The sequence below is a fragment of the Pseudomonas sp. MWU12-2037 genome, assembly GCF_023242345.1.
GTDB lineage: Bacteria > Pseudomonadota > Gammaproteobacteria > Pseudomonadales > Pseudomonadaceae > Aquipseudomonas > Aquipseudomonas gingeri_D.
On sequence record NZ_JALLIZ010000005.1, the window covers coordinates 410,719 to 432,697 of the forward strand.

The 21,979-nt window shown below is 62.9% G+C and carries 21 protein-coding genes; 19 read left to right on the forward strand and 2 right to left on the reverse strand.

Annotated features, from left to right (window positions below; all coding sequences use genetic code 11):
* Position 1 precedes the first annotated feature (1 nt).
* From M5B42_RS12270 to M5B42_RS12280, 3 genes are all read left to right on the forward strand, one after another.
* A complete protein-coding gene (locus M5B42_RS12270) occupies positions 2-781 on the forward strand; it encodes an amino acid ABC transporter ATP-binding protein (protein WP_248745966.1) in 780 nt (259 codons plus the stop codon).
* Positions 782-811: 30 nt separating this feature from the next.
* A complete protein-coding gene (locus M5B42_RS12275; protein ID WP_248745967.1) occupies positions 812-2,422 on the forward strand; it encodes a gamma-glutamyltransferase family protein in 1,611 nt (536 codons plus the stop codon).
* Positions 2,423-2,586: 164 nt separating this feature from the next.
* A complete protein-coding gene (locus M5B42_RS12280) occupies positions 2,587-3,885 on the forward strand; it encodes a chloride channel protein (RefSeq protein WP_248745968.1) in 1,299 nt (432 codons plus the stop codon).
* 173 nt (positions 3,886-4,058) lie between these two features.
* Here the strand turns inward: M5B42_RS12280 and M5B42_RS12285 are convergent, their stop codons facing one another.
* Together M5B42_RS12285 and M5B42_RS12290 are read right to left on the reverse strand one after the other, a co-directional pair.
* Positions 4,059-4,478: a hypothetical protein gene (locus tag M5B42_RS12285; protein WP_103497461.1), complete on the reverse strand. Its 420-nt coding sequence runs from the start codon at positions 4,476-4,478 to the stop codon at positions 4,059-4,061.
* Positions 4,479-4,560: 82 nt separating this feature from the next.
* Positions 4,561-5,433: a LysR family transcriptional regulator gene (locus M5B42_RS12290; protein ID WP_103497460.1), complete on the reverse strand. Its 873-nt coding sequence runs from the start codon at positions 5,431-5,433 to the stop codon at positions 4,561-4,563.
* Between the two features lie 102 nt (positions 5,434-5,535).
* Between M5B42_RS12290 and M5B42_RS12295 the strand changes: the two genes are divergently transcribed.
* The 16 genes from M5B42_RS12295 to M5B42_RS12370 all read left to right on the forward strand — a co-directional run bounded on the left by M5B42_RS12295 (position 5,536) and on the right by M5B42_RS12370 (position 21,976).
* Positions 5,536-6,657: a muconate cycloisomerase family protein gene (locus M5B42_RS12295; RefSeq protein WP_103497459.1), complete on the forward strand. Its 1,122-nt coding sequence runs from the start codon at positions 5,536-5,538 to the stop codon at positions 6,655-6,657.
* A gap of 24 nt (positions 6,658-6,681) precedes the next feature.
* Positions 6,682-6,972 (forward strand): muconolactone Delta-isomerase, encoded by a 291-nt coding sequence (gene catC, locus M5B42_RS12300; RefSeq protein WP_152739138.1) that lies wholly within the window; start codon positions 6,682-6,684, stop codon positions 6,970-6,972.
* A gap of 53 nt (positions 6,973-7,025) precedes the next feature.
* The gene (catA, locus tag M5B42_RS12305) at positions 7,026-7,931 is read left to right on the forward strand and encodes a catechol 1,2-dioxygenase (protein WP_152739135.1); all 906 of its coding nucleotides are present in this window, start codon (positions 7,026-7,028) and stop codon (positions 7,929-7,931) included.
* A 99-nt stretch (positions 7,932-8,030) separates the two neighbouring features.
* On the forward strand, positions 8,031-8,999 hold the full coding sequence (locus tag M5B42_RS12310; protein WP_248745969.1) for an AraC family transcriptional regulator: 969 nt from the start codon (positions 8,031-8,033) through the stop codon (positions 8,997-8,999).
* 85 nt (positions 9,000-9,084) lie between these two features.
* The gene (locus tag M5B42_RS12315) at positions 9,085-10,461 is read left to right on the forward strand and encodes a Rieske 2Fe-2S domain-containing protein (RefSeq protein ID WP_248745970.1); all 1,377 of its coding nucleotides are present in this window, start codon (positions 9,085-9,087) and stop codon (positions 10,459-10,461) included.
* A complete protein-coding gene (gene benB / locus M5B42_RS12320; protein ID WP_152739126.1) occupies positions 10,458-10,946 on the forward strand; it encodes a benzoate 1,2-dioxygenase small subunit in 489 nt (162 codons plus the stop codon). The genes M5B42_RS12315 and benB overlap by 4 nt, the downstream gene beginning before the upstream one ends.
* A gap of 10 nt (positions 10,947-10,956) precedes the next feature.
* Positions 10,957-11,979 (forward strand): benzoate 1,2-dioxygenase electron transfer component BenC, encoded by a 1,023-nt coding sequence (gene benC / locus M5B42_RS12325; RefSeq protein ID WP_248745971.1) that lies wholly within the window; start codon positions 10,957-10,959, stop codon positions 11,977-11,979.
* A 10-nt stretch (positions 11,980-11,989) separates the two neighbouring features.
* On the forward strand, positions 11,990-12,751 hold the full coding sequence (locus M5B42_RS12330) for a 1,6-dihydroxycyclohexa-2,4-diene-1-carboxylate dehydrogenase (RefSeq protein WP_152739120.1): 762 nt from the start codon (positions 11,990-11,992) through the stop codon (positions 12,749-12,751).
* A gap of 175 nt (positions 12,752-12,926) precedes the next feature.
* A complete protein-coding gene (locus M5B42_RS12335; RefSeq protein WP_248745972.1) occupies positions 12,927-13,280 on the forward strand; it encodes a DUF2946 domain-containing protein in 354 nt (117 codons plus the stop codon).
* 85 nt (positions 13,281-13,365) lie between these two features.
* Positions 13,366-14,391, forward strand: coding sequence for a hypothetical protein (locus M5B42_RS12340; RefSeq protein WP_103497451.1), 1,026 nt, complete (start codon positions 13,366-13,368; stop codon positions 14,389-14,391).
* A 26-nt stretch (positions 14,392-14,417) separates the two neighbouring features.
* On the forward strand, positions 14,418-14,921 hold the full coding sequence (locus M5B42_RS12345; protein WP_248745973.1) for a TlpA disulfide reductase family protein: 504 nt from the start codon (positions 14,418-14,420) through the stop codon (positions 14,919-14,921).
* A gap of 335 nt (positions 14,922-15,256) precedes the next feature.
* Entirely contained in the window at positions 15,257-16,741 is a 1,485-nt protein-coding gene (locus tag M5B42_RS12350; RefSeq protein ID WP_218171191.1) for a carbohydrate porin, read from the forward strand.
* Between the two features lie 110 nt (positions 16,742-16,851).
* On the forward strand, positions 16,852-17,991 hold the full coding sequence (locus M5B42_RS12355) for a hypothetical protein (protein ID WP_103497448.1): 1,140 nt from the start codon (positions 16,852-16,854) through the stop codon (positions 17,989-17,991).
* Entirely contained in the window at positions 17,988-19,292 is a 1,305-nt protein-coding gene (gene efeB, locus M5B42_RS12360; protein ID WP_103497447.1) for an iron uptake transporter deferrochelatase/peroxidase subunit, read from the forward strand. Before M5B42_RS12355 ends, efeB begins: the two co-directional genes overlap by 4 nt.
* A gap of 77 nt (positions 19,293-19,369) precedes the next feature.
* A complete protein-coding gene (locus M5B42_RS12365) occupies positions 19,370-20,395 on the forward strand; it encodes an iron ABC transporter substrate-binding protein (RefSeq protein WP_177099012.1) in 1,026 nt (341 codons plus the stop codon).
* Positions 20,396-21,976 (forward strand): iron ABC transporter permease, encoded by a 1,581-nt coding sequence (locus M5B42_RS12370; protein WP_248745974.1) that lies wholly within the window; start codon positions 20,396-20,398, stop codon positions 21,974-21,976.
* Positions 21,977-21,979 lie beyond the last annotated feature (3 nt).

Consider the following 21,979-nt stretch of genomic DNA (forward strand, 5'->3'; position numbering starts at 1 on the left):
CATGGTGCACAAGAGCGAAGAACTGATCATCGAAGCGCTGGACATTCAAAAGTCCTTTGGTGACTTGCAGATCCTCAAGGGCATTTCCCTGCAGGTACGCCGCGGTGAAGTGGTGGTGCTGATCGGCGCCTCGGGCTCGGGCAAGACCACCTTCATCCGCTGCATCAACCTGCTGGAAGATATCCAGGGTGGGCGTATTCGCGTCAACGGCCGGGCCATGGGTTACCGCGAGCGTGCCGACGGCAGCCTGGTGCGTGACTCCGAACGCAATATCGCCCGTCAGCGCCGGGATATCGGCATGGTCTTCCAGCGTTTCAACCTGTTCCCCCATATGACCGCCCTGGAAAATATCATCGAGGCACCGATCCAGGTGCTCGGCATGTCGCGGGCCGAGGCGCTGGAACAGGCGCGGGCCTTGCTCGCCCGGGTCGGTCTGGCGGACAAGGCGGGGCATTACCCCTCGATGCTTTCCGGCGGTCAGCAGCAGCGGGTGGCGATCGCCCGGGCCCTGGCGATGAAGCCCCAGGCCATGCTGTTCGACGAGCCCACCAGCGCCCTCGACCCGGAAACCGTCGGTGAGGTGTTGCAGGTGATGAAGCAGTTGGCCGAGGAGGGCATGACCATGGTGGTGGTCACCCACGAAATGGGCTTTGCCCGGGAAGTCGCCGACCGCGTGGTGGTCCTCGACCAGGGGGAACTGATCGAGCAGGGGCCACCGGAGCAGATTTTCAGTCGGCCCGCGCATCCGCGTACCCAAGCTTTTCTCAGCCGTGTGTTGTGAAACCAACCCTTGTTTGGAAGAACTTTTGCCATGTTGAAATTTTCTGCCCACGAATATCCTTATCCGTCGCAACGCCAGAGCGTGTTTGCCCGCCGTGGCATGGTGGCGGCCTCGCAACCCCTGGCCGCGGAAGCCGGCATCGAGATCATGCGCAAGGGCGGCAATGCGATTGACGCTGCCATCGCCACGGCGGCGGCGCTGACGGTGGTCGAGCCCACCGGCTGCGGCCTCGGTGGCGATGCCTTCGCGCTGGTCTGGTGCAAGGGCAAACTGCACGGCCTCAACGGCAACGGCCAGGCCCCGGCGGCCCTGAGCATCGAGGCGGTCAAGGCGGCGGGGCATACACAAATGCCGCTGTATGGTTGGACGCCGGTAACCGTACCGGGCTGCCCGTCGGCCTGGGCCGAATTGTCGAAACGCTTTGGCAAGTTGCCCTTTGCCGAGCTGCTGCAGCCGGCCATCAGCCTGGCCCGGGAGGGTTTTCCCGTGTCGCCGGTCATCGCCTACAAATGGCAGCAGGCATTGGTGGAATTCAGCCCCCATCGCGACGCCGTGCTCGAGCCCTGGTTCGAGACGTTCCTGATCGAGGGCCGCGCCCCCCGGGCCGGCGAGCTGTTCCGCAATCCGGCCCAGGCCCGGACCCTTGAAGAGCTGGCCGCCACGGCGTGCGAAAGCCTGTATCGCGGTGAACTGGCCGCGCGCCTGGATGCCCATTCCCGTGCCACCGGCGGTTACCTGCGCGGCAGCGACCTGCAGGGTTATCGCGCGCAGTGGGTCGAGCCGATCCATATCAACTACCGCGGTTATGACGTCTGGGAAATCCCGCCCAGCGGCCAGGGGCTGGTGGCGCTGATGGCGTTGAAAATCCTTGAAGGCTTCAGCTTTGACCATCGCGACAGCCAGCAGACCTGGCATCGCCAGCTGGAGGCCATGAAGCTGGCCTACAGCGACGGCCTGCACTACATCACCGACCCCTTGCATATGCGGGTAGCGGTGGCGGACCTGCTCAGCGACGACTACAGCGCCCGCCGCCGCGGGCAGATCGGCGAGCAGGCGCTGCCACCCAAGCCCGGCGATCCCCATGCCAGCGGCACGGTGTACCTGGCCAGCGCCGATGCCGAAGGCAATATGGTTTCGTTTATCCAGAGCAACTACCACGGCTTCGGCTCCGGTGTGGTGCTGCCCGACAGCGGCATCGCCTTGCAGAACCGTGGGCAGGAATTCAGCCTCGACCCGGGCCATGCCAACTGCCTGGTGCCCGGCAAGAAGACCTATCACACCATCATCCCCGGCTTTCTCAGCCAGGGCAGCGAACCCCTCGGGCCGTTCGGTGTGATGGGCGGCTATATGCAGCCCCAGGGCCACGTGCAGATGGTGATGAACCTGGTGGACTTCGCTCTCAACCCCCAGGCCGCCCTGGATGCACCGCGCTGGCAATGGCTGGGGGAGATGAAGGTGGGTATCGAGCAGGGCGCTTCACGGGACCTGGCGATGGGGCTGGCGCGGCGCGGCCATCAGGTGCAAATCACCTGTGACCTCACCGAATATGGACGTGGCCAGATCATTCTGCGCGACCCGCTCAGCGGTGTGCTGTGCGGCGGTACCGAACCGCGTACCGATTCCCATATCGCCGTGTGGTAACGGTGCTCAGATCCTCAAGGTGACTGCCCAATACCGGAAGGACGGAGGTGCTTGAGGATAGGATGGCTGGCAGAGCGGGATGTGCAGATGTCGCGACAGGCGACATAATCACCTCCGGCGTGCGGCCATCCGGTCGTTGTGCACCAGACCTCGCGGAGTCTTGAATGGCCTTGCCGGAATCGCCGCTACACCCTGAAGTCAAGGTTCGTTCCAGAGCCCACGCATTATTCGTTCTCTGTCTTGTGGTGATCCTCACCGGTATTGGCGCCGGCCTCGGCGGCACGCTGCTGGCGATGTTGTTGCACGCGATCCAACACCTGGCCTATGGCTATGGCCAGGACAGCCTCACCAGCCATGAAAGTTTCCTGATCGGCGTGAGCAGCGCCTCGACGTCGCGACGGATCCTGGCCCTGGCGCTCTGCGGTCTGGTGGCGGGCCTGGGCTGGTGGGCGATCTATCGATTCGGCAGTCCGCTGGTCGGTATCAAGAAAGCCGTGGCGCCCGAGGGGCCGGCGATGCCGCCCAAGACCACGGTGTGCCATGCGCTGTTGCAGATCATCACCGTGGCCCTGGGCTCGCCGCTGGGCCGTGAAGTCGCGCCCCGGGAGGTCGGCGCACTGGTCGGTGCCTGGTTATCGCGCAAGGCGCAGTTGCCCCCCGAAACCCACCGGCTGCTGATTGCCTGCGGGGCCGGGGCCGGGTTGGCGGCGGTCTATAACGTGCCGTTGGGGGGCGCGGTATTTGTCCTGGAAGGGTTGCTGGCGGTGTTCAGTTGGCCGGCGGCGATCATGGCCCTGGCGACTTCGGCGATTGGCGCCGCCGTGGCCTGGGTCGGACTGGGCGCGCAGGTGCAATACGTGGTGCCGAGCCTGGCGCTGACACCCGGGCTGCTCGCCTGGTCGATGCTGGCCGGGCCGCTGTTCGGGCTCGCCGCTTATGGTTTTGTGCAACTGACCGGTCGCGCCCGGATCCAGGCTGCCCGCGGCTGGCGCTTGCCGGTGTTGTCCTTGATCAACTTCACCCTGATCGGTTGCGTGGCGGTCTATCTGCCCCAGGTGCTGGGTAACGGCAAGGGGCCGGCGCAGTTGGGCTTTGACAGCGAACTGACGTTGGGGCTGGCGGCCGCGCTGTTGGTGGCCAAGGTGCTGGTGACCAGCGCCAGCTTGCGGGCTGGGGCCGAAGGCGGGCTGCTGACGCCCGCCCTGGCGATTGGTGCGCTGATGGCGATTCTGCTGGGGGGATTATGGAGCCTGGCATTTCCAGGTGTTGCCCTGGGGGCCTTTGCCATTGTCGGTGCGGCGGCATTCCTGGCGGCCTCCATGAGCATGCCGATCACGGCCATTGTGCTGGTGGCGGAGTTCACCCGGATCGATCACGACTTCCTGGTGCCGATCATTCTCGCGGTGGTGGGCTCGGTGTGCATGAGTCGCTTGTGTGAGGTGATCAACAGGTCTAAGCGCTGACTCCCCTGGCGTCGGTGCTGTAGCTCTGCGGTGAATGGCCGCTTGCAGCGGTTCGCGAGCAAGCTCTGCTCCTACAGGTTCATGTGGTACGCAAGATCTGTATTCAACAGCCCACTGTAGGAGCAGGGCTTGCCCGCGAAGAGGCCCTCAAGGCTGCCAACGCTTCGCTGCTCCTACTCTCGTGGCGCGGCGACTGGGCGCAAGCCGCTGGCAAGTATCTTGCTGGCTCTCTTGGCCTTGGCCAAACCATCCGGATCGCCATTCAACAGGCCTTGCAGCGCACCGGCACACAGCCGCGACTGGAAGTCATCGCGCCCGGCGAATTGCTGATGCAGCAGCTCGACGCCTTGCAGCGCCATGGCCAGGATCGCCTCGATACCGCCCGGCCCCTGGATCGAACTGATCATCACATGCCGCAGGGCCTTCTTGTACTGGCTCTGGGTGTGGATCGCGGTGATATCGACGCCGCTATCGGCAAAGACTTTCTCCAGCAGCCCGCGCACGGCGTCGTCCTGGAGAAAGGGTTCGCCACAGTCATCCTCGAACACCAGGCCCTTGGCAGTGAGTGTGACCCCCGTGCTGTGCTCGGTCATTCTGGCTCCTTGTAAATCACGGTAGATTTGCAGTTTGCAACCTGCCGTGGGATCAGACAAATGAAAAGCGCTCGAAAAAGTGCTACTCGTCATGACTGTTCAACAGGTTCAGACAACGCTGCAACACCTCCGAGACGTCGCCCGCCCGGTAGCTGAGCACGATGGGCGAGGTGATGCTGCTGTCCTGCAACGAGGTGTAACCAATGTCATCCCGGTGCAAGCGCTGAACCGAGGCCGGTACCAGGGCAATGCCGACCCCGGCGGCCACCAGGCCGATGGTGGTCTGCAGTTCGTTGGCCATCTGCGCCACGTGGATACTCAGGCCATGCCCGGCGAACACCCCCAGGACATGGTCGGCATAGCTGGGGCGCGGGCTGGCGGGGTAGAGGATAAACGGCTGCGCGGCCAACTCCTTGAGGCTGACCGGTCGCCCGAGCAGCGGATGCCCGGCCGGCAAGGCTGCGACCAGGGGATCCTGGCGGAGGACTTTCTGGACGATGGCCGGATCATCGAACAGCATCCGCCCAAAGCCGATATCGATCCGCCCGCTTTTCAGCGCCTCCAGTTGTTGCAGGGTGATCAGCTCCGACAGGCCCAGCTCGATATCGCCAAAACTGCGCAGGCGGCGGATCAGGTCGGGCAGGGCACCGTAGAGGGTCGAAGGCGCAAAGCCGATACCCAACCAGCGCTTGCGGCCGGCGGCCACGCGCCGGGTATCGTCACAAACCCGCTCAAGCTGTTCGAGCAGCTGGCTGGAATGCTCCTGGAAAAAACGCCCGGCCTCGGTCAGGCGCAAGGGCCGCGAACGCTCCAGCAGCGCCACCCCCAATTCATCTTCCAGTTGCTGGATCTGCCGGCTCAGGGGCGGTTGGGCGATGTTCAACAACTCGGCCGCACGGGTGAAGTTCAAGGTCTGGGCGAGCACCTTGAAATAACGCAAATGACGAAGCTCCACGATACCTCCTGGGTATGAAGCGAGACTTATTCAATATTGGACCGGCACCGCCTTGAGCGTCAATCATGGCGGAAAGACCAATACCACGTAGATGGATACGCCATGAGCGCTGTAACGATCGAACACTTCGATACCCAGATTGTCGATTTGCCCACCATTCGTCCTCACAAACTGGCGATGCACACCATGCACGGCCAGACGCTGGTGATCCTGCGTATCCGTTGCAGCGACGGTATCGTCGGCATCGGCGAGGCCACCACCATTGGTGGCCTCGCGTATGCCGGGGAAAGCCCGGAAAGCATCAAGGTCAACCTCGATACCTGGTTCGCGCCGCTGCTGATCGGCCAGGACGCCAGCAATGTCAACGCCGCCATGCAACGGGTCGACCGGGCCATTCGCGGTAATACCTTCGCCCGCTCGGCGGTGGAGACCGCGTTGCTCGATGCCCAGGGCAAACGCCTCGGGCTGCCGCTGGCCGAACTGCTCGGTGGTCGGCTGCGGGACGGTGTGGAAGTGGCCTGGACCCTAGCCAGCGGCGACACCGGCAAGGACATCGAGGAAGCCGAGCGTATGCTCGACCTGCGCCGCCATCGCCATTTCAAACTCAAGATCGGTGCCGGCGAACCGGCGCGGGATATCGCCCATGTCGCGGCGATCAAGCGCGCACTGGGTGACCGCGCCAGCGTGCGGGTGGACGTCAACCAGGCCTGGAGCGAGGCCGTGGCGGTGCGTGCCTGTCGCCAACTGGCCGAGGCCGGGGTCGAGCTGATCGAGCAGCCGCTGTCCCGCCATGATCGTGCCGGCATGGTGCGTTTGAGCGCCCATAGCCCGATCCCGCTGATGGCCGACGAAGCCATCGAGTCGGTGCAGGACAGCTTTGCCCTGGCGCAGATGGGCGCCGCGAGTATTTTTGCCCTGAAGATTGCCAAGACCGGCGGCCCGCGTGCCGTGCTGCGTACGGCAGCGATTGCCGAGGCGGCGGGTATCGGCCTGTACGGCGGCACCATGCTCGAAGGCAGTATCGGCACCCTGGCGGCCGCGCATGCTTTCGCCACCCTCGACAGGCTGGAGTGGCACACCGAACTGTTCGGCCCGTTGCTGCTGACCGAAGACATTCTGGTCGAACCGCCGACCTATCGTGATTTCCAGTTGCTGATCCCGAAGACTCCCGGGCTCGGCCTGGTCATCGATGAAGAACGCCTGGCGCGTTTTGCCCGCCACTGACTTCCTGAACCCAGAGGACACACCATGCTTTTTCACGTACGCATGACCGTCAAACTGCCCACCGACATGCCGGCCGAACAGGCTGCGCGACTCAAGGCCGATGAACGCGAACTGGCCCAGCGTCTGCAACGGGAGGGCACCTGGCGCCACCTTTGGCGCATCGCCGGGTTGTATGCCAATGTCAGCGTCTTTGATGTGCCGGATGCCCAGGCGCTGCACGATACCCTGATGCAACTGCCGCTTTATCCCTATATGGAGATCGAGGTCATGGCGCTGTGCAGGCATCCCTCTTCGGTCCGTGACGACGACCGCTGAGCCGGGGTTTTCCAAGGTTTGCATCCACAAGAACAATGATGAGGAACAGCAGCATGACCGTTCGTATTTCCCAAACCGCCGAAGTCCAGAGCTTCTTCGAAGGCGCCGCCGGCCTTGACCAGGCTGCCGGCAATCCACGGGTGAAGCAGATTGTCCACCGGGTGTTGAGCGACAGCATCCGCCTGATCGAAGACCTGCGGATCTCGCCGGAAGAGTTCTGGAAGGCCGTGAACTACCTGAACGAACTGGGCAGCCGCCAGGAGGCCGGCCTGCTGGTCGCCGGGTTGGGCCTGGAACACTATCTCGACCTGTTGCTGGATGCCGAAGACGAGCAGGCCGGTCATGTCGGTGGCACGCCACGGACCATTGAAGGACCGCTGTATGTGGCCGGTGCGCCACTCTGCGAAGAAGAGGCCCGGCTGGATGACGGCCTTGATCCGGGCACCGTGCTGTTTATGCGCGGTCAGGTCCGCGGCCTCGACGGCAAGCCACTGGCCCACGCGCTGGTCGATGTCTGGCATGCCAACACCGGTGGCACCTATTCCTACTTCGATCCTTCGCAGTCGGAGTTCAACCTGCGCCGGCGCATCCGTACCGACGCCGAAGGTCGCTACCGCTTCCAGAGCATCGTGCCTTCCGGCTACGGTTGCCCGCCGGACGGCCCGACCCAGCAGTTGCTCGATCAACTGGGCCGGCACGGCCAGCGCCCGGCGCATATCCACTTCTTTATTTCCGCCCCGGGTCATCGTCACCTGACCACACAGATCAACCTGGCGGGCGATCCCTACCTGCACGACGACTTTGCCTACGCCACCCGCGACGAGTTGATTGCCGAAATCGTCTTCAAGGAAGATGCGAACGGCCGGCATGCCGAGATCGACTTCGATTTTGCCTTGCAGTCGACGGATGCCGCCAAGGAACAGGACAAGGGTGAGCGGGTGCGGGCACTCGAAGCCTGACCCTCGCCGCGTTCCGGCGTTACAGGTCCCGCGTGCGTCTGCCCGCGGGACTTTTGTCGTCCTGCCAGCCTTGATGGAAAAACAAGAGAGGCTTATCCCATGACCACTTTGTTGAGTGAGCGCAGCCGGATTTTCGAACAGGCCGATGCCCATGCGGTCTCCGAGTATGTCAACCAGCATGTCGGCAGCCATTGCATTCGCCTGCCGCCCAGGGGCCGCCCGCAAGCGAGTATCAAGCACCGGACCTTTTCCAGCCTTGACCTGTGCCGCATCAGCTACGGCGCCCGGGTCCAGGTAACGTCGCCGGCCCTGGAAACCATCTATCACTTGCAGATACTGCTGAGCGGACACTGCCGTTCAAGCTCCCGGGGCGAGGAGCGGATCTATACGCCCGGTGAGATCCTGCTGATCAACCCGGATGATCCTGTGGACCTGACCTATTCGGCCGATTGCGAGAAATTTATCGTCAAGCTGCCGGTGCGCTTGCTGGAAAATGCCTGCCTGGACCAGCATTGGCTGCTGCCGCGCCAGGGCATCCGCTTCGACAGTGAGCGCCGCGACCTGGCCGGGTTGGATGGCTTTGTGCAATTGCTGGGGCTGATTTGCCACGAGGCTGAGAGCTGCGCGGAACCGGAGATTCAAACCCTGTATGAGCGCATTGTCGCCAGCAAGCTGCTGGGCCTGCTGGCGAGCAATGTGCAACGGGTCTGCCCCGAGGCGGAGAGCGCTGGTGGCTTCGAAGCGGTCCGCCAATTTATCGAGGCGCATCTGCACGATGAGATCGGTGTAGAGCAATTGCGCGAGGTGGCGCGGGTCAGCGAGCGCTCCCTGTATTTGCTGTTCGAACGGCATGTCGGTCTTTCGCCCCGTGACTATGTACGCCAGCGCAAGCTGGAGCGGGTGCATGCGCTATTGCAGCTACCGGGCGCCCGCAGTGTCACCGAAGTGGCGCTGGACCACGGTTTTGTTCACCTGGGGCGCTTCTCCGAAACCTATCGCAAACGCTTTGGCGAGCTGCCTTCGCACACCTGGCGCCGCCAGCGGCAGGGGGCTGCACGTAGCGGATAGCGATTTGCAGGGGGCGGATATTGTGACGGTCAGGGCAGGCATAAGGTGAGGGCGCCTGAGACAAGAACAATGGAGGGCCCAGCCCATGACCGACACACTCGACAGACTCGCCTGCCAGATCCGCGAGTCGGTTCAGGAAGACCCCGCCAGCGGAACGTTCCGCTGCCGCCGCGACATCTTCACCGACACCGAACTGTTCTCGCTGGAAATGAAACACATCTTTGAAGGCGGCTGGGTCTACCTGGCCCATGAAAGCCAGGTCCCGGAGATCAACGACTACTTCACGACCTTTATCGGCCGCCAGCCGGTGGTGATCACCCGCGACAAGCAGGGCCTGCTCCATGGCCTGGTCAACGCCTGCGCCCACCGTGGCGCCATGCTCTGCCGCCACAAGCAAGGCAACAAGGGTTCGTTTACCTGTCCGTTCCACGGCTGGACCTTCAGCAACACCGGCAAGCTGCTCAAGGTCAAGGATGGCAAGACCGGCGCCTACCCGGACCGCTTCGACTGCGACGGTTCCCATGATCTGCGGCGCCTGGGACGCTTCGAAAACTATCGTGGCTTCCTGTTCGGCAGCCTCTCGGAGCAAGTCCCGACGCTGAACGATTACCTGGGGGAAACCCGGGTCATCATCGACCAGATGGTCGACCAGGCACCCGAAGGCCTGGAGGTGCTGCGGGGCAGCTCGTCCTATGTCTACGACGGCAACTGGAAGCTGCAAATCGAGAACGGTGCCGACGGTTACCACGTCAGCTCCGTGCACTGGAACTACTCGGCGACCATGCAGCGGCGCAACTACGAGTCCGAGGGCACGCGCACCGTGGATGCCAACGGCTGGTCGAAAAGCCTGGGCGGCGTCTACGCCTTCGAGCATGGCCATATCCTGCTCTGGACCCGCTTGCTCAACCCGGAGGTCCGTCCGGTGCATGCTCATCGTCAGGCTCTGGCTGAGCGCTTGGGTCAGGAACGTGCCGACTTTATCGTCGATCAGACCCGCAACCTGTGCCTGTACCCCAACGTCTATCTGATGGATCAGTTCTCCACGCAGATCCGTGTGGTGCGGCCGATCGCGGTGGACAAGACCGAGGTGACCATCTATTGCATGGCGCCCAAGGGTGAAAGCGCCGAGGAACGCGCAACCCGTATCCGCCAATACGAGGACTTCTTCAACGTCAGCGGCATGGGCACGCCCGATGACCTGGAGGAGTTTCGCTCCTGCCAGACCGGCTACCAGGGCTCGATCCCGTTGTGGAACGACCTCAGCCGTGGCGCCAAACAATGGCTGGAGGGCGCCGACGAGAATGCCCGGGCGATGGGCATGCAGCCGCTGCTCAGCGGTATCAAGACCGAGGACGAAGGTCTGTTCGTGCGCCAGCACGCGCATTGGGCCGAGAGTTTGCTCACGGCGCTGGAGCGCGAGCGCAAAGGTTTGATCGCCACGGACAAGGAGGGCCAGGTATGAACCTTTCACGTGATCGTTTGCTGGATTTCCTCTACCGCGAGGCCCGACTGCTCGACGACCGCCAGTGGGACGAATGGCTGCAATGCTATAGCCAGCAGGCGCAATTCTGGATGCCGGCCTGGGATGACCACGACAGCCTGACCGAAGACCCGCAGCGCGAGATTTCGCTGATCTACTACCCCAACCGCGACGGCCTGGAAGACCGCGTGTTCCGGATCAAGACCGAGCGCTCCAGCGCCAGCACCCCGCAGCCGCGCACCGTGCACCTGATCGCCAACCTGGAAGTGCTGGACGGTGATGAGCGTGAAGTCGAGCTGCGCTTCAACTGGCACACCCTCAGCCATCGCTACAAGACCACGGATTCGTACTTCGGGACCTCGTTCTATCGCCTGGATATCAGCGGCGAGCAACCGCTGATCACCCGCAAGAAGGTGATACTCAAGAACGACTATATCCACCAAGTTATTGATATCTATCATATCTGAGGGCCGCCCCATGACGTATCGCATTGCCCTGAACTTCGAGGATGGGGTCACTCGTTTTATCGACTGCAAGGCCGGCGAGAAGGTGCTCGACGCCGCCTTTCGCCAACGGATCAACCTGCCCATGGACTGCTCCGACGGCGTCTGCGGTACTTGCAAATGCCGTTGCGAAAGCGGCGCCTATGACCTCGGCGAAGATTATCTCGAGGAAGCGCTGGGGGCCGATGAGGTCGAGCAGCGCCAGGTGCTGACTTGCCAGATGATTCCCGAAAGCGACTGTGTGCTGGCCGTGCCGGTGCCGTCCGGCACCTGCAAGACCGGCACCTCGCGGTTCGACGCGACCCTGGCGGGGATCACCGCTCACGCCGACGCAGCTCTGGAAGTCCGTTTCGAACTTGATCAGGCACCAGCGTTCCTGCCGGGACAGTACGCGAATATCGGCGTCCCCGGCAGTGAACAGACCCGCTCGTATTCGTTCAGCAGCCTGCCCGGCGAGCACCATGTCAGCTTTCTGATCAAGCATGTCCCGGGTGGGTTGATGAGCGGCTGGCTGGGTCGGGCCCAGCCCGGCGAAAAGGTCTCGATGAGCGGGCCGCTGGGCAGTTTCTACCTGCGCACGGTGACCCGGCCGTTGCTGTTCCTGGCCGGTGGCACCGGACTGGCGCCGTTTCTGTCGATGCTCGAAGTGCTCGCCGAGCGCAACGAACGTCAGCCGATCCACCTGATTTATGGGGTTTCCCGGGACCAGGACCTGGTCATGGTCGAGACGTTGCAAGGGTTCAGCGAGCGCTTGCCGAATTTCACCTTCGTCACCTGTGTCTCCGACCCGCGGACCCTGCACCCGCGCCAGGGTTATGTGACCCGGCACATCGCGCCCGGGTTGCTCAACGGCGGGGAGGTCGACGTTTACCTGTGTGGCCCGCCACCGATGGTCGATGCCGTACGGCAGCACTTCAAGGCAGAGGGCGTGACCCCAAGCAGCTTCCACTACGAGAAATTCACCGCCAATACCCTGGTGACCGGCGATGCCGCCTGAGGAGATCGTGATGAACCCACGTTTCAAGGACAAAGTCGCGCTGGTCACCGGCGCGGCCCAGGGCATCGGTCGACGAGTGGCCGAACGCTTGCTGGAGGAGGGCGCCTGGCTGGTGGCCGTGGACCGTTCCGAACTGGTCCACGAGCTGCGTGGCGAACGGGTCCTCAGCCTGACTGCCGACCTGGAACAGCATGCTCCTTGCACAGAGGTCATGCGCGCCGCCCATAAGCGTTTCGGGCGCATCGATATCCTCGTCAACAACGTCGGAGGGACCATCTGGGCCAAACCTTTCGAGCATTACCAGGAAACCGAGATCGAAGCGGAGGTGCGCCGCTCACTGTTCCCGACCCTCTGGTGCTGTCATGCGGTATTGCCCTACATGCTGGAGCAGGGCGGCGGGGCGATCGTCAATGTCTCGTCGGTGGCTACGCGCGGGATCAATCGGGTGCCCTATGGCGCGGCCAAGGGCGGGGTCAATGCCCTGACTGCCTGCCTGGCCTTCGAGACCGCCGGCCGCGGGATTCGGGTCAATGCCACGGCACCGGGCGGCACCGATGCGCCGCCGCGGCGTATCCCGCGCAATGCCCAGGCACCCAGCGGCGATGAACAAGCCTGGTATCGACAGATCGTCGAGCAGACCGTGGACAGCAGCTTGATGAAGCGTTATGGCAGCATCGACGAACAGGCAGGGGCGATCCTTTTTCTCGCCAGCGACGATGCTTCCTACATTACTGGCGTGACCTTGCCAGTAGGAGGAGGTGATCTGGGCTGAGCTGACGCGCCGGGCCGTTATATAAGCTATATATAGACTGTTGCCTGAAACGTGTTGCGGCACAATGTCGCAACCGTTGCCGACACGTTGTACTGGTGACCGTTGTTTGTCACCCTTGGCGCCAATAATAATCAGCGACGTCACTTTCGTGTCCATGCCCCGGTTTTCCCACTCATTGCGTCAGCTTGCCATTTGCCTGGCCATGCTTGCGGCGTTGCTGCCGAGCGTGATGCTATTGCTGCCGGCTGCCCATGGGCAGTCGATGATGATGGGCGAGCATTGCAACATGGTCGGCATGACCGGACACGACACGTCCTCCGGCAGCCGCGATCCCTCGCCGGACCAGTACCATGAATGCCATTGCCTGCTGTGTGTCGTCCATGCGGTCGATATCGGTTTACCGCCCAGCGTCGTTCAGTGGCAGCTTTCCGGTCGCACTGACGTCGTACTGGCACAAGCGATCTACCCTCCCTACGCCAGCACAGTCTGGCTGGTCTCCGAGCCGCGCGGCCCGCCCGCTTTTTCCTGATTCTCCTTGCAATGGCAAATCCTCCCCAGTCTGTTTGGGTGGTTTGCCCCTATGCGTTGCAACTTAATCCAGGAATGCCAACCCCATGGTCATGCCATCACTGCGCCGTACCCGTCGAAGCGTATTGCCGCTCGCGGCTTTGTCTGTCACCGCTTTATTTCCGCACCTCGCGTTGGCTTGTGCCAGCTGTGGCTGCACCCTCAGTTCCGATTGGGACAATCTGGGCATCAGCAGTTCGTCGGGGCTGAAGCTGGACCTGCGTTACGACTATCTGAACCAGAACCAATTGCGTAGTGGTAGCCACAGCATTTCTCCAGGTGCCGCGAGCCAGATCTCCAACAATGGCAACCCGCAGGAGGTGGAAAAGTACACCCGCAATGACTACCTGACGATGGGCCTGGACTACAGCTTCAATGCGAGCTGGGGCGTGGATCTGCAAGTGCCGTATATCTTTCGCAGCCATAACACCCTGGGCACGGCATCGGATGGTGTGACCCCAGGTGATGGTGGGGGTCAGTACAGCTCCAGGACCTCCAGTCTCGGCGACGTCAAGGTCATCGGTCGTTATCAGGGGTTCACACCGCAGCACAACCTGGGAGTGTTGTTCGGCTTGAAACTGCCCACGGGGGCCCATGACGACACCGCCCCGTCCACCGACCCCACCGCCCCAGGCCCTGTGGCGATAGACCGTGGCCTGCAACCGGGTACCGGGACCACCGACGGCATCCTGGGTGTCTATTACATGGATACCCTGAACAAGAACTGGGACTACTTCGGCCAGGCCTTGCTGCAGAAGGCGCTTGATTCCAGTGATCACTATCGCCCAGGCGATGGCGTCAACCTGAATGTCGGCCTGCGCTACATGGGCAACGCCTACGTCACGCCGCAGCTCCAGCTGAATGTGCGACATGTCGAGCGCGACGTGGGTGCCAATGCCGACACCGTCAGCACCGGCGGCACTCTGGCCTACCTCAGTCCGGGTGTGACGGTGCCGGTCGGCAAAAAGACCTCGCTCTACAGCTTCGTGCAGGTGCCGGTCTACCAGAATGTCAACGGCGTGCAGCTTGCTCCGCGCTATACCGCGACCATCGGCGCCCGATACGCGTTCTAGTGATCCATGACACGGAGGGAAACCTGATGAGCACAAAAAGACTGCTGCCCTGGTTCGCGCTCTGTTGCAGCCTGGTTTGTCTGCCCGCCTGGGCGATTGATGTGGGTGAACACGCGCCGAACCTGACCGCGAAAACCCTGGATGGCGAGACCTTTGATCTGCGCAAGCAGGCCGGCCAGGTGGTGATCGTGAACTTCTGGGCCTCCTGGTGCGAGCCGTGCCGGGCAGAAATGCCCGCCATGGAAGCCTATTACCAACAGCACAAAGGCGAAGGGCTGAAGATTATTGCGATCAGCATGGATGAACCGGAGGACGACGCCATGGTGCACAAGGTCATGGCCGCCTACAGCTATCCCGCAGCGTTCCAGCGGGACGCCGATTTCAAGGGGTTTGGCCGGGTCTGGCGGATGCCCATGACCTACGTCATCGACAGGCAGGGCGTGGTGCGCAAGGACGGTAGCGTGGGCGATCCGAAAATCGATCGGGCGCTGCTGGATCAGTTGGTGAACCCGTTGCTGGCGACGCATTAGCACTGACAGCCTGAAAACCGCCGAGTGCTTTGGCACTCGGACCGGCCATGCTCCGCTATAGCGGAGCCAATTACAGATATCACATCGTGCTTTTCTCCGGCCGGCGCCGAGAAGGGCGGGGGGATATCGTTCTGTGAGGCCCGAACCAGAGCCTGGGGAAAAAGTTTCATGTTCTGGAGGCGAAGTTTCATCTGAAACAAATTGTATTAAAAAATTCCCAGGCCTAAGATGCGCGCAATTCGAGACCGGTTCTCATTTCGATTCTCATTTTGATCCTTTCCCGTGGCCCGAGCCTGTTGCCGCGGTGTGAGGATCAAGTCCTTATGGAGTCATCGATGCGCGCAATGTCGTACCACCGATCCACCCAGCGTGTTGTTCTGTCGACCGCCCTGGCTTGCTCTGTCGCCTGGCTGTGGGTCGCTCCCGCCAACGCGGCGCAAGCAGTACCGACGGCCAATCCGTCCATGGCGACAGATGACGTCAACCCTGCGGACCTGCCTGAAGCGGATCTGGCGATCAAGGCCGCGCCAGCCGGTCAGTGGACCGGTTTCTGGACGCGCCAGAACATGCTCGGCGATATCGGCGGGCTGCGCTCGAGCCTCGCGGCCTATGGCGTGACCCTGGGCCTGACGGAAACCAGCGAATACCTGAACAATGCCAAGGGCGGCTTGAATCGCGGTGGGGACTACGACGGTCTCACCACCATGACCCTGAAGCTCGACACCCTCAAGATGTTCGGCCTGGCCGGCGGTACCCTGAACATCAGCGCCATAAGCGTCCATGGGAAAAATCTCAGCGCCGACAAGCTGGGCACCCTGCAGACCGCCAGCGGTATCGAAGCGGACACCGGCACCCGTCTGTGGGAAGCCTGGTACCAGCAGAAATTCCTCGACGAGACCCTGGATTTGCGCGTCGGCCAGCAGAGCATCGACCAGGAGTTCATGGTCAGCCAGTACGCCAGTACCCTCGTCAACACCATGTTCGGCTGGCCGGCGGTGCCGTCCTACGACATGCCGGCCGGTGGCCCGGCCTATCCATTGTCGGCCCTGGGTATCCGTGTGCGGGTCCATCCGACCGATGCGATCACCGTCCTCGCGGGTGTCTATGACGGTAACCCGGCCGGCACCAACGACGGTGATCCGCAACGGCAGAACGCCCACGGCACCAACTTCGACCTGCACACCGGCGCGCTGTACATCTCCGAGCTGCAGTACGCCGTCAATCCGGCTTCTCTGGGCCAGACGGAGACCGCCAACCCCGGTCTGCCGGGTCTCTACAAACTCGGCGCCTGGTACAACACGCAGAACTTCGCCGACCAGCGCTACGGCACCGACGGCCTGTCGCTCGCCGATCCGAACAGCAACGGCACCGCCACCGAGCACTCGGGCAACTACAGCGTCTACGCCGTGGCCGACCAGATGATCTGGCGCCAGGCCCCGGACAGCATGCGTTCGGTGGGCGTGTTCACCCGCCTGATGGGGGCGCCGGGCGATCGCAACCTGATCAGCTTCAGTGCCAACGCCGGTGTGACCCTGGCCGCGCCTTTCGAAGGCCGCGATGCCGATACGGTCAGCCTGGCGCTGGGTTACGTCAAGGTCGGCAGTGGCGCCGCGGGTCTGGATCTCGACAGCGGCAACCGCGTGCGCAATGGCGAGACCTTTCTTGAAGCGACCTATCAGTACCAGTTGACCCCGTGGCTGCAACTGCAACCGGACATTCAGTACACGCTCAATCCAGGGGCGGGCCAGAACCCGAACGATCCGACGCTGCGAATGGGTGACACGCTGGTCTGGGGCTTGCGCACCAACATCACCCTCTAGACCGGACACTGGCCGAGCGCTTTGCGCCGGCCCGAGCGCACCGATCCGCTTTGTTTGATTTCGGCCCTGCCCGACAGGGCCTGTCGACTTCGAGAAATCAGGAGTATTGCATGACGTATTCGAGCCTGCCGCGTCTGGGCAAAGGCCTCGTGGCCCTGGCCACGCTATTGACCTTCAATGTCGCCCTGCCGGCGCACGCGGATGATGCCCAGGGTTTCCTGACCGGCATCCACAAGCACCTGCCCCTGACGTCCACGGTCCCGGACAATGGCGACCAGAACCCGTACGCCATTGCCGTGGCGCCGGTGTCCGCCGGGAAAATCCAGAAGGATGACGTGCTGGTCGACAACTTCAACAACGCCGCCAACCTGCAGGGCGTCGGCACCACCATTGTCGATTACAACCCGACCACCAAGCAGCTGTCGTTGTTTGCCCAATTGCCCCATGACCTGCCGCAGTGCCCGGGCGGCGTCGGCCTCAGCACCGCGATGACCATGCTCAAGAGTGGCTGGGTGATCGTCGGCAGCACCCCGAGCAATGACGGGACCACCGACACCAAGGGCGCCGGTTGCCTGGTGGTGCTCGACCCGAACGGCAAGGTGGTGGATGTCTGGTCCGGGCCGAATATCAACGACCCGTGGGGCAATATGGCGGTGATCGACAACGGTTCCAGCGCGACCTTGTTTGTCAGCAACGCCGGTTTTGGTGTCGGCAGCGCCAAGGGCACGCCACCGGTGGTGATTCAGTCCACGGTACTGCGCCTGGACCTGAAGATCCCGGAAGGCAAGCCACCAGTGATCACCAACCAGACCGTGGTCGGCAGTGGCTTCAGCGCCCAGGCTGACAAAGGTGTGTTCCTCGTCGGCCCGACCGGCCTGGCGATGGGCAAGGACGACAAGCTGTACGTCTCCGATACCCTGGCCAACCGCATCAGCGAAATCTGGGATGCCACCACCCGCACCACCAGCGCCGGTGTCGGCCGCACGTTGACCAAGGACGGCATGTTGCTGCGTCCGCTGGCCCTGACCACCGCGCCTAACGGCCATCTGCTGACTACCAACGGCTTGAACGGCAAGGTCGTGGAAATCGACCCGGAAACCGGCAAGCAGCTCTTTGCCCAGTGGATCGATGCCAACAAGGCCCAGACACCACCGGGTAACGGCGATCTGTTCGGCCTGGTCATGACACCGACCGGTGATGGCTTCTACTACGTGGAAGACGACGTCAACATGCTGGTCCTGGCCAAATGAGTACATACGACGACAGTGTTCCTGGCCTGTCCCGGCGTCGTTTCCTGAGCGCGGCCAGCAGCCTGGCCGTTGCCGCGGGAGTGATCGGCACCGGCGGCGCGGCCGCGGCCGAAAGCCTGGCAAAGCCCAAGGCCGGCCAGGCGTTGGCCGCAGTCGAGCCGTTCTATGGCGTGCACCAGGGCGGCATCGTCACGCCACAGCAGACCCATTCGCTGTTTGCCGCGTTCGACCTGGAAACCACTGCGCGGGCGGATGTGATCGCGCTGCTCAAGCGCTGGACCGCTGCGGCCAATCGCATGAGCCATGGCGAGACCGCGCAACCACTGGCGGTGCCCAAGGATGCCGCGCCACTGGACGGCGGTTCGGCCGAGGGGCTCAGGCCGTCTCGCCTGACCGTGACCTTTGGCTTCGGTCCCGGCTTGTTTGTCGGCAGTGATGGCAAGGACCGTTATGGCCTGGCATCGCGGCGCCCGGAAGCGCTGGTCGATCTGCCAAAATTCAACGGCGACCAACTGGTACCCGAGAAGTGCGGCGGCGACCTGAGCATCCAGGTCTGTGCCGATGATCCGCAGGTGGCTTTCCATGCCCTGCGTGAGCTGCTCGCCCTGGCGGATGGCGTGGCCCTGATCAAGTGGATGCAGTCCGGTTTTACCAGCCCCCCGGCTGGCGGCGGCACCACCCGAAACCTGATGGGTTTCAAGGATGGCACCAACAATCCGTCCACTCGCGACAGCAAGATGATGGACGAGGTGGTCTGGGTCGGCGATGAAGGCGGCTGGATGAAGGCCGGCTCCTATGTCGTGGTGCGGCGTATCCGTATCGCGCTGGAGCACTGGGACAGGACGGAACTGGGCTTCCAGGAAGAGGTGGTGGGTCGTGACAAGGCCAGTGGCGCGCCGCTGGGCAAGACCCACGAGTCCGACCCGCTGGATCTTGAAGCGCAAGACAAGGACGGCAACCCGATCATTCCGGACAATGCCCATGCGCGGCTGTCCGCCGCCGCTGAAAACGACGGTGCGCAGATTCTGCGGCGTGCCTACTCCTACAACGATGGCGTGGGTTTTTATGCCGAGCGTTGGCCACCATGGCGCCAGGGCATGATGCTCGATGCCGGGTTGTTCTTCGTGGCTTACCAGCGCGACCCGCGCAGCGGCTTTATCAAGATCAACAAGAAACTGTCCACCCTGGACATCATGAACCAGTTCACCACCCATGTGGGGAGTGGGATCTTCGCCTGCCCACCGGGTGCCAGCGAGGGTTCGTTCATCGGTGCCGGGTTGTTCGAAGGGCTCGACAGCTAAGGGCTGTCGAGCAGGGCGCAGCCTGTATCGGGCTGCGCCTCTTTGGCTGTAATCATCGCTGTATTGGGAGTATTCGAATGTCTTTCAAGGTTTTCAACGCCACGCTGCCGCGCACTGTCCAACTCGCCTGCCTGGCAGCCGCGATGCTGGCGTGCGGCGTCTCTCAGGCCGCCTCGCTGACCCTGTACAGTGCGCAACATGAGCAGACCGTCAATCAACTGGTCAAGGATTTCGAAAAGCAGACCGGCATTTCGGTCAAGGTGCGCACCGGTGAAGGTCCGGAACTGGCGGCGCAACTGCTGGCCGAAGGCAGTGCCTCGCCCGCCGACGTGTATTTCACCGAAAACTCTCCCGAGCTGATGTTGCTGGAAGAGAAGGGCTTGTTGGCCCCCGTGCAACCCGCCACTTTGTCGACTATCCCGGCCCGTTACAGCTCGCCGAGCGGTGATTGGGTCGGGGTGCTGGCCCGTGAAAACGTGCTGGCCTACAACACCAAGCTGGTCCAGGCCACTGAATTGCCGGCCTCGTTGCTCGACCTGGCCGAGCCGGCCTGGAAAGGCAAGGTGGCCATTGCGCCGGCCGATGCCGACTTCCTGCCCCTGGTCAGCGCGATGCTGGCGGTGAAGGGCGAAGCCACCACCTTGCAGTGGCTCAAGGGCCTGCGCACCAACTCGCAGATTTTCAACGATGACGAAGGCGTTACCGCTGCCGTCAACCGTGGTGGTGTTGCCGTCGGGGTGATCAACAGCTACTACTGGGCGCGCCTGCACACCGAAGCCGGTGACAAAGGGACCCACAGTGCGCTTTATCACTTCGCCAACGGTGATGTCGGGGCGCTGGTCAACGTGTCGGGCGTCGCGGTCCTGAAGACCACCCGCAACCAGGAAGCCGCGAACAAGTTTGCCGCCTACCTGACCAGCGAAGGCGCTCAACAGTTGATGGCCAGCAACAAGGTGACCTACGAGTATCCGCTGCGCGCGGGTGTTGCTCCGGACCCTGTACTGCTGCCGTTCAGCAAGCTTTCGCCACCGGCCCTGGATATGAAGACCCTGGGTGACGATAGCCACGCGGTCAAGTTGCTGCGCCAGGCCGGCCTGCTGTAAATGGCCAATGCGACCATTGCGGTCAAGTCCGAACGGCGTACGCCGTTCGGACTTTTGTTTGTCTGTGTCGTCGCGGCGCTGCTGGTGCTGGCGCCGCTGGCCTTCACCCTGAAGCAGGCGGCGAGCTTCAGCTACGATGACGCGGTCGAATTACTGTTCCGGCCCATTGTCGGCGAGCTGGCGGTCAATACCTTGTTGATTGTCCTGGCGGCGACGTTCGCCTCTGCCTTGATCGGTACGGCGGTGGCCTGGTTCGTCGAACGCACCTATCTTCCGGGACGAGGTGTCTGGGCGGTGCTCGCGGCGGTGCCGCTGGCCATGCCGCCCTTTATCACCAGCTATGCATGGGTTTCCTTGAGCCTGTCGTTGCAGGATTTCTCCGGTGCCTTGCTGGTAGTCACCACCGCCTACTTTCCACTGGTTTACCTGCCGGTTTCCGCTGCGCTCAGGGGCATGGACCCGGCGTTGGAGGAAACCGCCCGTTCCCTCGGGCTCGGGCCGTGGCGCTGCTTCTTTCGCGTGGTGCTGCCGCAGCTCAAACCGGCGTTGCTGGGCGGGGTACTGCTGGTCGCCCTCAGCGTACTGTCCGAGTTTGGCGCGTTCGCACTGTTGCGTTTCCGGACCTTTACCACCGAGATCTATGCCGAATATCGTGCCAGCTTCGACGGTGCCGGTGCGGCCTTGCTGGCCTGCGTGCTGGTACTGCTGTGCCTGATCTGCCTGGTGGCGGAGTTCAAGGTGCGCGGCCTCACGCGTTATGACCGGCTCGACCGTGGCACACGCCGATCGGCCACCCGCTACGAACTGGGCCGGGCGAAATGGCTGGTATGGGCCGGGTTTGCCGGTTTGACCGTGACCACCCTGGGCGTTCCCCTGGGTATGATCGGCTACTGGCTGCTGCAGCACAGCGAGGCCGCCGTGACGCCCTCCGAGTTCTCGCTGGAGCAATTGATCAGCACGACCTGTGCCTCCTTGGGCCTTGGCCTGGCCGGGGCGCTGCTCACCACCTTGCTCGCGTTGCCCCTGGGTTTTTTGTTGGCGCGCTTTCCAAGTCGTATCAGCACCTTGCTGGAGCGTATTGCGTATCTGGGGCAGGGCGTGCCGGGTATCGTCATCGCCCTGGCGGTGATTTCGATCTCGATCCGCTTTATCCAACCGCTTTACCAGAGTGCGGCGTTGTTGGTCCTGACGTATTCGATCCTGTTCCTGCCGCTGGCACTGGTCGGTGTACACGCCACGCTGGTGCAGATCGAACCCCGTCTTGAAGACACGGCCCGCTCGTTGGGCCTGCGGTGGTGGCAAACGGCATGGCGGGTGATTCTGCCGCTGGCCGGCCCCGGTATCGGTGCCGCCGCTTCGATGGTGTTTATCACCATCGTCACGGAGCTGACCGCCACCTTGTTGTTGTCACCCATCGGTACCCACACGCTCGCCACCCAGGTCTGGGTCGATACCTCGGCGATGGCCTTTGCCGCTGCCGCGCCGTATGCCGCCATGCTGGTCGGTATTTCACTGTTTTCCACCTGGCTGCTGATGTCGCTGTTCGGCAAATCGGCGGTGCTGGGTAGCTTCCAATCATAGGGA

Coding starts and splice junctions, on each gene's coding strand:
- M5B42_RS12295 (WP_103497459.1), top strand. CDS start 5,536: ATGAGCGCTGTAACGATCGAACACTTCGATACCCAGATTGTCGATTTG.
- M5B42_RS12345 (WP_248745973.1), top strand. CDS start 14,418: ATGAGCACAAAAAGACTGCTGCCCTGGTTCGCGCTCTGTTGCAGCCTG.
- M5B42_RS12365 (WP_177099012.1), top strand. CDS start 19,370: ATGTCTTTCAAGGTTTTCAACGCCACGCTGCCGCGCACTGTCCAACTC.
- M5B42_RS12370 (WP_248745974.1), top strand. CDS start 20,396: ATGGCCAATGCGACCATTGCGGTCAAGTCCGAACGGCGTACGCCGTTC.
- M5B42_RS12330 (WP_152739120.1), top strand. CDS start 11,990: ATGAACCCACGTTTCAAGGACAAAGTCGCGCTGGTCACCGGCGCGGCC.
- M5B42_RS12275 (WP_248745967.1), top strand. CDS start 812: ATGTTGAAATTTTCTGCCCACGAATATCCTTATCCGTCGCAACGCCAG.
- M5B42_RS12285 (WP_103497461.1), bottom strand. CDS start 4,478: ATGACCGAGCACAGCACGGGGGTCACACTCACTGCCAAGGGCCTGGTG.
- M5B42_RS12310 (WP_248745969.1), top strand. CDS start 8,031: ATGACCACTTTGTTGAGTGAGCGCAGCCGGATTTTCGAACAGGCCGAT.
- M5B42_RS12315 (WP_248745970.1), top strand. CDS start 9,085: ATGACCGACACACTCGACAGACTCGCCTGCCAGATCCGCGAGTCGGTT.
- M5B42_RS12340 (WP_103497451.1), top strand. CDS start 13,366: ATGGTCATGCCATCACTGCGCCGTACCCGTCGAAGCGTATTGCCGCTC.
- benB (WP_152739126.1), top strand. CDS start 10,458: ATGAACCTTTCACGTGATCGTTTGCTGGATTTCCTCTACCGCGAGGCC.
- M5B42_RS12270 (WP_248745966.1), top strand. CDS start 2: ATGGTGCACAAGAGCGAAGAACTGATCATCGAAGCGCTGGACATTCAA.
- efeB (WP_103497447.1), top strand. CDS start 17,988: ATGAGTACATACGACGACAGTGTTCCTGGCCTGTCCCGGCGTCGTTTC.
- catC (WP_152739138.1), top strand. CDS start 6,682: ATGCTTTTTCACGTACGCATGACCGTCAAACTGCCCACCGACATGCCG.
- M5B42_RS12350 (WP_218171191.1), top strand. CDS start 15,257: ATGCGCGCAATGTCGTACCACCGATCCACCCAGCGTGTTGTTCTGTCG.
- M5B42_RS12280 (WP_248745968.1), top strand. CDS start 2,587: ATGGCCTTGCCGGAATCGCCGCTACACCCTGAAGTCAAGGTTCGTTCC.
- catA (WP_152739135.1), top strand. CDS start 7,026: ATGACCGTTCGTATTTCCCAAACCGCCGAAGTCCAGAGCTTCTTCGAA.
- M5B42_RS12355 (WP_103497448.1), top strand. CDS start 16,852: ATGACGTATTCGAGCCTGCCGCGTCTGGGCAAAGGCCTCGTGGCCCTG.
- benC (WP_248745971.1), top strand. CDS start 10,957: ATGACGTATCGCATTGCCCTGAACTTCGAGGATGGGGTCACTCGTTTT.